Origin of the sequence: Vibrio sp. 10N.222.55.A1 (assembly GCF_041473835.1) — a bacterium.
GTDB classification, from domain to species: Bacteria; Pseudomonadota; Gammaproteobacteria; order Enterobacterales; family Vibrionaceae; genus Vibrio; species Vibrio crassostreae_C.
In genome coordinates this window covers 13944-27897 of the sequence record NZ_JBFRSX010000028.1, presented here as the reverse complement: position 1 = coordinate 27897, position 13954 = coordinate 13944, and the positions used below count along the sequence as shown (strand labels likewise).

Below are 13954 nucleotides of genomic sequence, written 5' to 3'. Positions count from 1 at the left end.
AATTCATCATTCATATCCATCACTCCTTTTATTGTAAAAACTGTGTAAAAAGATTAATTTCGACAAATTACTTATTGATGCTTTTATTAATCATTTCATTGATCCAAGCCAATTTAACTCACAATGTTTTAAAGCCGAATTTGAGCGCTAGCAAATAATTCAACCTGCCAATTCAGAACCACAACAACTCATCGTAATTACGATATTATCAAATCGTATTTCTGGGTAGATACCGCTCAAAACTCTTCCTATTATCCTGCCAACAAATCAATTATTAACCCAAACAGAAAGCTGACGAATATTTTTACTGCAATGTGTCAACTGCCATGGAAGAGCCCCTCGATAATTGAGGTATTACACATAATAACGACAGCGGCTAATAAAACAGGTCGAATATATTTTCGATAGCCAAATAGCCATTCAGTTTACGTCTGCCAACAAGGATTGATTTGTAATGAAGCACATTAGCTTCTTGATACCGAGAATCCGTTGTCTGGACTGCGTAGTATCACTTTAAATACCATCTAATACTTTTGTTTATTATGCGCATCAATCAACCCAAATAATAAACACCTACTTTTTAAGATGTTGTTAAAGTTAAACTTCTAGGCTGCAAATTCTCTCTTCTTATTTATGTAGGTTGAGATATGAACTTTATAAAAATCGTTTTGCAGAAAATCTGGGCCATTGTGATGGTCTTGGTCAAATTCTGTCTGTTTATGGCAGTGATGTTTGCTGGTGCATGGGCGCTTGCACCATTAGGCACAATCCACTCTAAAGACATCGACATGTCTCAGTTCAACAACCACCCCAATGAAATGATGATGAACTTCTTCCAGATGGAGTCCTTCTCTGGCTACTTGTTCTCAGTGACAATTGCTGTGGTATTAGCCGGTGTTTACGGCATGTGGCAGTTACATGAACTGGGTGTGCATAAAGCAAAAGAACACAAAAGCGCTCACGTTCAAATCGTGTTTGCACTGTCACTTTGCGGACTCTTCATCAGCAAAACATTCTGGGTTATCGCCTTGGTTATCGCGCTAGCGAACTGGAAACATATTGGTCAATCACTGAGTGATGTTATTCGCCGTGGTGTTCAGCCTAAACAAGACGCGACCAATACAGAGACAGCCGCAGTCCACGTATCACCTGAACAACCGGTAACAGAGCCGTCTTCAGTAGAGCAATCTTCAAAAGAACAGGCTTCAGAAGAAAAGACTCCAACAACACCATCCGCTACAGAAAAAGAGGTCGCATAATGAAAGAGATGATGATTCCATACATCCTAATTGTATGGTCACTGTTTGCGACAGGTGCACTGAAGAAGAACTTCAAAAACTACACGTGGGCTGCCATTGGCGGCGTAACAATCCTTGCCGTATTAGCGGTTATCTCTCGCTTATGGGCACCGGTTGATTTAACCAACTCAACCACAGTGAAAGCACCACACGCGGTAATGTCACCTATCTTTGGTCAGCAGATCGACAAAGTGCTTGTTGAGCACAACCAAATTGGTTAAAGAAGGCGACGTAATTTACACACTCGTCGACATCGATTCTGCCGCAGACAAAGCAAAGATCGAATCTTCAATTGTTCAGAAAGAAGAAGAGATCAAGCAAATGAATCGCGACTTAGAGCGTGCTGAAACGTCACCTGAAATTTTCAATATGCGTGACGTAGAAAAGTACGACTCTGATCTTCGAGTGCTGCATGCTGAACTGGTGTCGTTAAAAGCCGATTTACAAAAAGTAAATTGGGCGCAAGAGAAAAAGACCATTAGAGCTGAGTTTGATGGTCAGGTATCGATAGTGAATATTGCTGAAGGTTCTGTCATGGGTAACATGCACCTCTACAACACCAGCAAAAAGTTTCTTGAGATGCGTATTTCAGACCAAACTTATGGCTATGTTCAAGTAGGAGACTTCGCTGAGTTCTTCGTTGATGCATACCCAGGCCACGTGTTCCGAGCAAAAGTACACAGCTTTAATGCCGGTACCGGTGAGTCGAGTATTTCTCCACTTCAGGGGCCACAAAGCGTCGGTCAACACGTGGTAAGAAACGGCAATGGTTTAGGTCGTACTATCGTACTTGAGATCATTGAACCAGAAGGTTACAACATCCCTATTGGTTCAACTGGCGCGGCTTGGATCTCAGCTGAGAAGCCACATCCGTTCTGGGGCTTCATCGATGTAATCGGTGCAGCAACGGTTCGCCTACAATCTTACAAGTCATACTTAGGTGCTTGGTAAACGATTAGCTCTTGATAAGCAATTAAATATTCAATGATTTGGCTGTTATTCACTCGTATCACAGCCACTCATGAACTAGCGACTAGTTGTAAAACAAATGCCCTGAATTTCAGGGCATTTTTGTATCTGTTGCAAGCTCATTTACTAATTGATTTAGATCAAAATTAATCGCCAATACAATCGTTTATCAAACAAATCATCGAAAAAACGATAGATTGAAATATTATTAGCGCGTAGATAGCGACCTCCCCCACCTCTATCATTTGGCTCAAGAAATCCAATTCCTGTATCCAAATATAAGGTCACTACCATGACTAATACATTCAAAAAAATGGCGCTTCCTGTTGCTATTGCGAGCACTCTACTTGCTTCTGGTTTTGCATCTGCAACGCCAACTGTAGAAGCGACATCGAAAGTCGGCCAAGAACTTCAGACGGCAAATGCTGCGCAATACCAAAACATTGATCTTGATGCTCGCTACAAGAGCGAGGTTCTATTCGAACACAAATCAAACATGTTCTGGGGAAAAGGCGAACGTATTCAAGTTGTTTCTAAAACAGGCGATTCTCTAGCTTACACTGCTGAGTCTGACCATGTTCACCCAATCCTCACCAAGCATGGTCGTAAAATGGACCAAGCAATCATCAAAGTTGATGACAACATTTACCTTGGTTACGGTTTTGGTCTCGATACACCAGTAATGATCGAAGGTACTGACGGTATCATTATTGTTGATCCAGGTGAGTCGGTAGAAATGGCTCAATCGGTTAAAGAGCAGTTTCGTCAAATCACAGACAAGCCAGTTAAAGCCATCATCTACTCTCACAACCACATCGACCACATCTCAGGTGTGCGTGCATGGGTAACGGATGAAGAAGTGGCATCAGGTGAAGTAAAAATCATCGCTGAAGAAGGCCTAACCGCTGCAGTGGCTAACTGGTCTTCAAACCTAGGTACTCTATTTGGTCACCGTACTTCTTACACAGGTGCTAAGCACGTAGAAGAAGGCGAGCACGGCACAGTAAACGACGGCCTTGGTCCACGCTTCATGCAAGGTGCTATCTCGTTCATCGAACCAAACCTGCTTGTACCAAGCCAAAGCCACATCGAAATCGAAATTTCTGGCGTGAAAATGCACATCGAGAACGTGCCATCTGAAACTAAAGATGAGTTAGTGGTTTACTTCCCAGACCAGAAAATCCTGCACGCGGCTGAAGTACTTCAAGGTGAGAACTTCCCTAACCTTCACACCATCCGTGGTACTAAATTCCGTGACCCATCAATGTGGTTCAAGGGCATCGACGTAATGCGTCAATTCGATACAGAAATCATGATCAACTCGCATGGTCGTCCTGTTGAAGGTAAAGAAGCAGTAGCTGACGTACTAACGGCTTACCGTGATGCGATTCAATACACTCATGATCAAACTATCCGTTACATGAACAAAGGTATGACGCCAGACGAGCTAGTTGAAGTAGTTAAACTTCCTAAGCACCTTGCAGAACACCCTTGGTTAGGTGAACACTACGGTACTGTTGCACACGCCGTGCGTCAGATTTACGTAGGTTACAACGGTTTCTTCGAAGCGGATCCATGGCAGCTAGAGCCAATGGCTTACGAGCAACGCGCTAAAGCCTTCGTAGAGGTCATGGGCGGTCGTGACAACATCCTTACGACTGCACAAGCAGCAATTAAGGCAGAAAATTACACATTTGCAGCAGAAATTCTTTCTTACCCGATCACGGTAAACAAGCAAGATATGGAAGCTCGCGAAATGAAAGCACAAGCTTACAAAGCATGGGCTGCTGACCAAGTGAACATCAACTGGCGTAACTGGGCACTTAACGCTGCTGCTGAACTTGAGAACAAGCGTGACTTCTCTAATATGATCAGCTTCGCTTCTGTTGACGTTCTTACTGCGCTACCAAGCAAGCAGATCTTCGACATGATGACCTCAACGCTTATCGCAGAAAACTCGTTAGACGTAAACATGATGCTAACGTACAACTTCTCTGATACGAACGAAGCATTCACTATCGAAATCCGTAACGGTATTGCTCAGTTACACGAAGAAGCAGTGAAAGGTGCAGACGTTCAAATCGACACTACTCGTGCCGTACTGAACCAAATATTGATTGCGGGTCCAAACGCTCAACAAGTGATTGGTACTAACCTACAGTCTGGTGCATTCAAGTTCTCGAATGGCGACATCAAAGGCTTCGGTCAATTCATGAGCTACTTCGATAAGCCAATGACTCCAGAAGAGATCATGCTCATCGTTCGCTAATAGCGAGTTCGAACGGTCGCTCTTCGGCGATAGCTCTTCGATGATAACTCTTCGATGATAGCGTGTTAGTAAACAATCACTAACACGCTATCAACCAATACGCTGACCGCTTCACATGGACGACAAACAAATACAGGGACCCTTTGTGGTCCCTTTTTTTATCGTCAGGTTCGGCTTCTGCCGTCAGATTCTTAACCCTGTTATAGGTCTCGATAACCATTATGTTAAAACGATTTGCTCTGATTCTTTCACTTACCTCTTCACTCACGTTTGCCTGCGGTCTTCACCAAGAGACAGGGTTTAGTTTAGTGACAGAGCCCGGTTCACTCGAGGTATTTGGCAACGTCATTACAGCCAGACAAGACGATGAATTCAACAACCTCAATAAGCCAGATCACTTTCGACTCTTTGCCATCAAGGCTGCGCTTGCGAAACCCCACCCAAGCAAAATTGAGTTCAATTTATTCGAAGCAATTAAAGGTCATTACAGCCAAGTGAAGATCGAGAAGGGCGTCGATGTGTCAGGCAGAGATACTTTGCCTACTGAAGAAGATCTATTGTTAATTACTGAATTAGATGTGTTCGATGCGCTAGCAACTGGCACCATATCTTGGGATCACGCGACACTAAACGGTTTGGTGATCATCAACGGCCCACAAGATAAACGAGAGCAGCTTGAAGATTGGCTTAGTGATATTTTTGAAGGGTAATAGCTTAAAGCGGGACAGATAAAAAGTCGTCAAACCCTCGGACTTCAGAACATTGAGGGTTCAACGACAAACTTAAATCAAAAAAGCGTAGGCAACGGAATCAACTCCAGCCCCAGTACACCACTGATGCTCATGACCACCAGCAGAGAGACCTTGAAGACGGTCTTTGACCACTGGATGTAGTTGAGGCAATCGACTTTGCGGAATGTCACTTTGGTCCACATAAAACAGACTGCTGCCGACACCGCTAGGTATTCATAACCTGCTTCCCCGAGTAGGAACAGCGCCAACGAGACTGCGCCAAACGCTACCACATAGGCTTTCATGTGCTGATGCGCTTTGTCGACGCCCTCTTTCACCGGTAACACAGGAATGCCTGCATCTCGATAATCTTGAAGGCGGAACATCGCGATCGCGTACGAGTGTGGCATTTGCCATAAACAGAACATCGCGAACAACAAAACCGCTTCCAAACTAATGTAATTCGTCACCGCCAAGTAACCCACCAATGGTGGAACTGCGCCCGAAATACTGCCGACTAAAGTGCCGTAAACCGATGTACGCTTGTACCACATGGTGTAGAAAAAGACGTAAAACACATAGCCAAGCAACACCATGACCGCAGAGATCGGATTAGCGAACTGAAACAGCAGCGCTGTGCCTGCTAGCAGTAAAACCAAGGCATAGACGAAAGCGACGTCTGTATTGATGTTGCCCTGAACCAATTCTCGATTTTGTGTGCGCTTCATCTTCTGGTCGATGTCTCGATCAAAGATGTTGTTCACAACACAACCTGATGCAATCACAAGTCCCACACCCGCTAATGTTGTCAGTAACAACATCGCACTGGCTGGTTCTGTTTTTGCGGCGAGGAAGAACCCCGCCGCAACAGAAATCAGGTTGCCGAAAATGATGCCCGGTTTAGTGATAGACAGATATCTTTTCAGCATACCCTAGCCTACAACTTCATGTTGACGTTCATGTTGTAGATGATCCATACCGAGCCAGCGATAAGAATCAATACAACAATGGCGGTAAACATCAGTGACACCAAGTTCCAACGCCCATCGGAAGATTTCGCTTCCATATGCAAGAAGTACTTAAAGTGCACAAAGATTTGCACCAGCGCACAACCGAACAAGATCACGTAAGTTTCCGTGCTTGGTAGCGCATGTGACCACACAATGTAGAACGGAATAATGGTCAGAATTAGTGACGCAATAAAACCTTTCACATAATCCGTTGCACCGCTGTCTAGATGCTGTTCCATTACATCACCCCCATTAAGTACACGATGGTAAATACGCAAATCCAAACGATATCAAGGAAATGCCAGAACAGGCTTAAGCACTGGAAACGCATCGACATGTTGTCGTTCAAGCCTTTGGTTGAAAGCTGGTGATACGCCACCGCCATCCAAATCAGACCGAACGTTACGTGCAATCCGTGTGTGCCAACCAAGGTAAAGAACGCAGAAAGAAACGCACTCTCTTGAGGACCATAGCCTTCTTCAATCAAGTGATGAAACTCGTACACTTCCATACAGATAAAGGCTAAGCCCAATACGAAAGTGACTTTTATCCATCGCTTCAGTCCGGTAACGTCTTTGCGCTTCATTGCAATCATGCCAAAGCCAAAGGTGATACTACTGAACAGCAGCATCATGGTTTCGACAAACACGAACGGCAGTTCAAAGATGTCCTTGCCTGTCGGCCCTGCGATTGATCCACTCTCAAGCACGGCATAAGTCGCGAAAAGCGTGGCAAACAGGACACAGTCACTCATCAAGTAAACCCAGAAGCCAAACAACTTGTTGCCCGCCGCTTCGTGGTGATGATCATGCGAGTGTGCAAGATCATAAGTGTGTGACGGAGTATTAGCTTGCATACGTCGTCTCCAAATCATCTTTATTTTCGTTGTTGTCACCGTCGTCAGCGCTGTTACCACGACCAGAGTTGTCGCCTTTCACTGACTGTTTCTTTGCTTCTTCAAGTTGTGCACGTCGAGCCGCTTCAATCGCTTTGATCTCTTCAACTTCCACGTAGTAGTCCACATCGTCGTTGTAACTGTGTTGAATACACGTCACCACGATGCCCACTAGGCTTGCAGCTGCTAGCCACCAGATGTACCAGATCATTGCGAAGCCAAATGCCAACGCCCATGCAGACACATAAATGCCTGTCGGTGTGTTCTTCGGCATGTGAATACGTTCGTATTCTTCTTCCTGAGTTGGATCAAACTCACCACTTTGCTTTTGATACCAGAACGAATCGATCTCATCGCCCTTAGGCAATTTTGCAAAGTTATAGAACGGTGGTGGTGACGATGTCGCCCATTCGAATGTACGTCCGCCCCAAGGGTCACCGGTTAGATCTCGGTTTTGGTCGCGGTCACGAACACTCACGTAAATCTGAACGAACTGACACACCACACCCATCGCAATTACGCCCGTACCTGCAGCCGCAACCGCCAATAGTGGGAAGAACTCAGGGTTAATGTCTTGGCTCAAACGACGCGTCATGCCCATAAAACCTAGAGCGTAAAGCGGCAAGAACGCCATCAAGAAGCCGATGATCCAGCAGTAGAATGCGCGTTTGCCCCAAAGCTCGTTCAGAGTGAAGCCGGTCGCTTTCGGGAACCAGTAACCAATCGCAGCGAAACAACCGAACACTACGCCACCGATGATTACGTTGTGGAAATGCGCAATCAGGAATACTGAGTTATGCAGAATGAAGTCTGCACCCGGTACTGCCATTAACACGCCCGTCATACCACCAACGGTGAAGGTGATAAGGAAGCCAACTGTCCACAACATAGGTGTTGTGAAACGGATACGACCTTTGTACATGGTGAACAGCCAGTTGAAGATCTTAACCCCGGTCGGGATAGAGATAATCATGGTTGCGATGCCAAAGAAGGCATTCACATTGGCGCCTGAACCCATGGTAAAGAAGTGATGCAGCCAAACCACAAACGCTAAAATAGTGATAGCCACCGTCGCCCATACCAGTGAGGTATAACCAAACAGTTTTTTGCGAGAGAAGGTTGCAGTCACTTCAGAGAACACACCGAAGATAGGCAAGATTAGGATGTACACCTCAGGGTGTCCCCATGCCCAAATCAGATTCACATACATCATCACGTTGCCACCAAGGTCGTTGGTGAAGAAGTGCGTGCCGATGTATCTATCCAACGTCAGAAGCGCGATGGTTACCGTTAGGATTGGGAAAGAGATGATGATCAGGATGTTGGCACACAGAGATGCCCAAGTGAATACTGGCATCTTCATCATTGGCATAGAGGGAGTACGCATGCGCAAAATGGTCGCAAAGAAGTTCACACCCGTTAGCGTAGTACCCACACCGGATATTTGCAGCGCCCATATCCAATAATCGACACCCACACCCGGGCTTGCCTCAATGCCGGAAAGCGGCGGATACGCCAACCAACCCGTACGGCCAAACTCACCTAAGCCCAGTGACATATTGGTTAGGATAATACCCACCACAAACAGCCAGAAGCTCAGGTTATTCAAGTAAGGGAATGCAACATCACGAGCACCGATTTGCAACGGCACGATGATGTTCATCAAACCGATAACCAGAGGCATCGCTACGAAGAAAATCATGATCACGCCGTGAGCCGTGAAGATTTGGTCGTAGTGATGTGGCGGTAAATAGCCAGTCTCACCAGCTGCAGAAAGCAATTGCTGACTGCGCATCATGACCGCATCGGCAAAGCCACGAACTAACATCACCATCGCGACCGCAATGTACATGAAGCCTAGTTTTTTGTGGTCTACAGACGTAAACCATTCATTCCAAAGGTATTGCCACTTACCGGCTTTTGTTACCGCATACACCACTAAACTACCCACTAAAGCGATCATGGTTAAGGTGATCAAAATAATGGGTTCGTGGTAGGGAATTGAGTCTAGAGTTAATCTTCCAAACATGACGATTATCCTTGGGTTTCCGGCAAACAGTTCATTGAACCAGGGTGCTGGGTCACGACATCAGTGAATAAAAATGGTGGGATACTAGAAAACAGCGTCACAGGTTCAGCCACACTTGGCGCGGCCAATGAACGGAACTGCTCCCAATCTTCAATACGATCAGGACTTGCTTTCACTTTCTCCACCCAGTTTAAAAACGCCACTTGATCAGGCATGGCTGATGCGGTGAATTTCATTTGAGAGAACCCTTTACCACTGTAGTTCGATGCAAAGCCTTTGAAGTCACCTTCGTGGTTCGCGATCAAATTCAGCTTGGTCACCATTCCTGGCATCGCGTAGATCTGCGAACCAAGACGCGGGATAAAGAACGCGTTCATGATGTTGTCTGAAGTTAGCTTAAACGTCACCGGTACATCTTTCGGGAACGCAACATAGTTAACCGTCGCAATGTTTTGCTCCGGATAGATGAACAGCCACTTCCAGTCCAGAGAGACCACTTCGATCACCATAGGCTTAACGTCACTCTCCAGAGGCTTGGAAGGCTCCAGTTCGTGTGTTGTTCGCCAAGTGATGGTGGCCAGAATCGCAATAATGATGATTGGAATCGTCCATACCACTATTTCAATTTTGGTTGAGTGCGCCCAGTCAGGTGCATACTCTTCTGTGGTGTTGCTTTCACGGTATCTATAAGCAAAGTAGATGGTCATCAGGATCACGGGGATGACGACAATCAGCATCAGCAACAGAGCAGTAATAATCAGCTCCTTTTCCTGAACGCCAACGCTACCTTTTGGGTCGAGCAATGCGGAGTTACATCCTTCGAGCATCAGGACGGTTCCCACCAAACCAATCCTCGACAGATTTGCTCTCGATAAAATGCGTTTATATCTTGAAGCTTCCATTAACTTTCTCGATGGTTATCCAGCCTCAGAACGAACGCCCGAGTACTGGTTGTCATGATCATTAGAATATTTATGTGTTGAGCATGTGAAACGCCGCATCTCAAAAAGCAATGCAAGTAAGGTTCGTTACTGCTGGGTTAAAACCACACAGAAAACATGACTTAATTGTTACACTTTGAAACACATTGTTACATTTGGCGCATTATGAAGAGTTGAAATTGAAAGCTCACCAAACAAACTTGGAAACTAACCTTCCATTTATGAAGACGAAAACTAAGAAGCAGTAAGCGATTAAGACACACATCAATTGCGTGCTACACGGATGGAGCCAGTACTGACAAGGGATTTAGAAAAAGTAGATAAACACTCACTCACCACTAAAGCTCGGGGCAAGTTCAAGGTACATTAGAAAGAGCGAATAAATAGAAGTGTGACGCCCGTCAAAATTGTGAATTCACATACCATTTACAAGGTATTCACTGGTTAGATTATTCAAAACCCACACCCATTCACCAAAAAGATAATCAAGCATTCATCGATGCACTAATGTGACGAATTGAAAGAATATAATGACTAACAGAAAGGATAATTTGACTAATTGAGGGCGTAATAGCGGTGAAAAGCACAACAAAAAGGTAGGAATTGGGATGAATTTATCGAGAATAACAACACCATAATCGAGCCTGATACGGCTCGATTATGGGCAATTAAAGAGTAGCTAAATTGAAGAGCAGTTAAATTGAAAAACAGTTATGCCGCTTGAGTAGCGATGGTTTTTCGCTGATTTTTAGTCATTAAATGATAAACCACCGGCACAAAGTAAAACGAAATAAGCGTGGTTAATACGGTACCGCCCACAATAGCGACCGCAAAAGGAGGCCAGAAGCCACCACCCGCGATGATCAGCGGTATGAAGCCACCAACAGTTGTGATTGTGGTTGAACTGATATGTCGAGTACACGACATCACCGCCTCAACGACCGCATCAACATTCCCAGAGGAAGCCTCCTTGTCTAGCTTCAATTCGGTCAGAATGACAATGGCCGCGTTGATCGCCAAACCTGCAATGCCGAGCATCGCGATGATCACCGTAAAGCCAAACGGATAACCGAAAGTCCAAACCGACAACAACCCTAGCCCACCCGCCAATCCTGCTACCATGAAGATGATGCTGCTCATTCGGAACGAGTTGAATGACATCACCACCACCAGCACCATCAATACCACCACGACTGCGACATTCGAGATCAGGCTGTTGACTGAATTATCTCGTTCAGCAGATTCACCACCAAAACCAATCGTATAGCCTGATGGCATCTGATAGTTTTCTAGGCGTTTTTGGAATTCATTGAGCACGGTTTGAGGCAAGACACCCGCTTCAATGTAGCCCTCAATGGTATTCACACGCTGCCCGTTACGACGAGTAATCGCACCGCGACTGGTCGTCAATTCCAGTTCGGCCAGTGTCGATACGTTAATACCTGTCGAGTAGACATCTGAACTGATTGGCAAACGAATATTGCTTAAGTGAGCCAAGTTTTCACGCGCCTCATCTGCCACACGAACACGGATTGGTACCGACTCACTGCCTTCAATCACAGAGCCACTTTCACGACCTGTCAGCGTAGTTTGCAGCATACCTGCGAACTGGTTCAATGAAATACCATTCAGCTTTGCGGTGTCTTCATCAACCTTCAACCACACCTTCGGCGTACCTGGTTGCAGCGTTTCCCTTGTGTGCGTCACATGAGGAACACCCGCCAAAATCAATCGCACATCCTCACCAATCGCTTTCAACGTATCGAGGTTTTCACCATACACTCGCAGTTCAACGGGCGCGGTAAATGGAGGCCCTTGATTAAGCTTTCGTACCAAGATTTGTGCTTCCGGCACCTCGTTATCCAACATCTTTTGCAACTCAGGAATCAGCGTATTGGCTTGATCAAAGTTCTCTGTTTTCACCATGGCTTGCGAGAAGTACGGCGCGTTATTTTGCCTTGCTTGCAGGTTGTAATAGAAGGATGGGAAGTTTGCGCCCACTAGCCAATCGATACGCTCCACTTCAGGGTAACGATGAATGATATCGTCGATTTTTTCAGAGGTGTTTTTGGTGGCGTAAATGCTCGCTTGCGGCGGCATGTAAACCTGAATCTCAAACATATCTCGGTCTGATGGCGGGAAGAATTGCTCAGTCAGCTGAGACATACTCCAGTAACCAGTAAACGGAACCAACAACACCAAAGCAATCGTGATGATTGGATGCGTGACGCCAAAGCGAACAGAAGATGAGAACCAGCGCGTCAAAGCCGGGATTCTCAAACCCGTCATGTACCAATGGTGCTGCCCTTTCTTGTCGACATCACTGAGTTGTTTCGGCAGTAGCTTAGTCGCTAAGCCTGCGATTAAGGTGTGCGAGATGATGTAAGAGCCGATCAATGAGAAAGAAACGGTAATCGCAATTCCCCCCACAAACTCACCTGATGCACCCGGCATCAAGATAATCGGGGCAAACGCCAACACGGTAGTTAAGGTTGAGCCTAATAACGGCACCCATAAATGCTTCAACGCATTCATGGTCGCTTCAGCGCGCTGTTGCCCTTTCAAACGATAAGCTTGAATGGTATCGACCATCACCACCGCGTTATCAACCATGATCCCGAGCGCCACAATTAGGCCTGTCACCGACATTTGGTTAATCGGTACACCGGTCATTTTCATGATCGACAGAGTCAATAATGAGGTTAACGGCAGAGAAATGGCCACTAAGATCGCGGCACGCACGCCTAAAGTGACAAACAACACAATCAAAATCAGACCGAAACCGATCATCAAGCTTTTGCCTAAATCGTCTAAGCGAGTTTCGGTATAACCTTGCTGATTAAACAGCACCCTCACCTTTACGTTACTTGGTAACTCTTGCTCAAATTTACCAATCAGAGCATTAGCTCGCGACGTCCAGTTATCGACTCGCAGATCAGGGTGCATTCTTGCCGCGACAATCACACCCGGCTCACCATCAATAATGGCAATCTGGTCTTGCGGGGTTTTCTCACCACGTTTCACCGAAGCAATGTCTTCCATACGGATGATGTGACCTTTGCTATCAGTGGCTATTGGCACTTGCTTAATACGTTCAATAGAATCGAGTTCAGATTTAATTTCTAAGCCAAAGCGAGAATAAGCACTGACCAATTCACCGGCAGAGTTTTTCGCATCTGCTCCTTCCAAAGATTCTGCGATATTGGCACTTGAACGACCAAGCGCGGCTGCATCTGCGGTACGTAAACTGATTTGAATCTCTTCTTGTGGCATCCCGTATTCATCAACGAATTCAGTACCCGACAAAGTTCTTAGTCGCTTAGCGAGTTCTTTGGCATAACGACCCAGCGTTAACCTGTCAGGTTCACCTGCACCAGACCAGGTTAGAGATGCGATGGTTGTGAAAGCATAAGTATGGTCGCTATCGAGATCGGGAGAATGAGAGCCCGCAGGCAAAATGGATTCGATGTCAGATAGCTTGTCGCGAGCTTGAGACCAAACCGGCTCAGGCTCGGTGATGGTGTCATTCAATTCTAAGGTGACAATAGACACGCCCGGCCTAGAGGTTGAGCTCACGAGTTTAACTTCACTCAGCTCACGCAGCTTGTTCTCGATAACTTCTGTTACCAAGGTTTCAACACGCTCGGCACTGGCGCCGGGGAAGCTGGTTGTGATGTTCGCGTAACGGTTGATGATTACTGGGTCTTCTGCACGTGGCAACGTCATGAACGCCGAAATACCACTCACCATCAGCAGCGCGGTCATCAAGATAAGCAGTCGAGTGTTGGAAATAGTCTCTATTATTTTCATAC

The 13954-nt window shown here is 45.8% G+C and carries 9 protein-coding genes and 1 pseudogene; 4 read left to right on the top strand and 6 right to left on the bottom strand.

From position 1 onward, the window contains the following. Positions 1-647: 647 nt before the first annotated feature. From AB4493_RS09000 to AB4493_RS08985, 4 genes and pseudogenes are all read left to right on the top strand, one after another. Positions 648-1259 (top strand): magnesium transporter, encoded by a 612-nt coding sequence (locus AB4493_RS09000; RefSeq protein ID WP_372154895.1) that lies wholly within the window; start codon positions 648-650, stop codon positions 1257-1259. After that, positions 1259-2249, top strand: a pseudogene (locus tag AB4493_RS08995) (HlyD family secretion protein). The gene AB4493_RS09000 and the pseudogene AB4493_RS08995 overlap by 1 nt, the downstream one beginning before the upstream one ends. Positions 2250-2559: 310 nt before the next feature. Continuing rightward, entirely contained in the window at positions 2560-4536 is a 1977-nt protein-coding gene (locus AB4493_RS08990; RefSeq protein ID WP_372154894.1) for an alkyl sulfatase dimerization domain-containing protein, read from the top strand. 221 nt (positions 4537-4757) lie between these two features. Then, a complete protein-coding gene (locus AB4493_RS08985) occupies positions 4758-5246 on the top strand; it encodes a hypothetical protein (protein ID WP_136974190.1) in 489 nt (162 codons plus the stop codon). Between the two features lie 77 nt (positions 5247-5323). On the opposite strand, the gene cyoE is transcribed toward AB4493_RS08985, so the two are convergent. The 6 genes from cyoE to AB4493_RS08955 all read right to left on the bottom strand — a co-directional run bounded on the left by cyoE (position 5324) and on the right by AB4493_RS08955 (position 13952). Continuing rightward, positions 5324-6196 carry a heme o synthase gene (cyoE, locus tag AB4493_RS08980; protein ID WP_004736301.1) on the bottom strand — a complete coding sequence of 291 codons (873 nt, stop codon included), beginning with the start codon at positions 6194-6196 and terminating at the stop codon, positions 5324-5326. A gap of 8 nt (positions 6197-6204) precedes the next feature. Beyond that, entirely contained in the window at positions 6205-6516 is a 312-nt protein-coding gene (gene cyoD / locus AB4493_RS08975; protein ID WP_010439794.1) for a cytochrome o ubiquinol oxidase subunit IV, read from the bottom strand. Further along, positions 6516-7133, bottom strand: coding sequence for a cytochrome o ubiquinol oxidase subunit III (gene cyoC / locus AB4493_RS08970; RefSeq protein ID WP_016792947.1), 618 nt, complete (start codon positions 7131-7133; stop codon positions 6516-6518). The genes cyoD and cyoC overlap by 1 nt, the downstream gene beginning before the upstream one ends. Next, positions 7123-9201 carry a cytochrome o ubiquinol oxidase subunit I gene (gene cyoB / locus AB4493_RS08965; protein WP_372154892.1) on the bottom strand — a complete coding sequence of 693 codons (2079 nt, stop codon included), beginning with the start codon at positions 9199-9201 and terminating at the stop codon, positions 7123-7125. The genes cyoC and cyoB overlap by 11 nt, the downstream gene beginning before the upstream one ends. A 5-nt stretch (positions 9202-9206) precedes the next feature. Beyond that, complete coding sequence (gene cyoA, locus AB4493_RS08960) at positions 9207-10103, bottom strand: ubiquinol oxidase subunit II (RefSeq protein WP_077680639.1); 897 nt, start codon at positions 10101-10103, stop codon at positions 9207-9209. 750 nt (positions 10104-10853) lie between these two features. Continuing rightward, on the bottom strand, positions 10854-13952 hold the full coding sequence (locus AB4493_RS08955) for an efflux RND transporter permease subunit (protein ID WP_372154891.1): 3099 nt from the start codon (positions 13950-13952) through the stop codon (positions 10854-10856). Positions 13953-13954 lie beyond the last annotated feature (2 nt).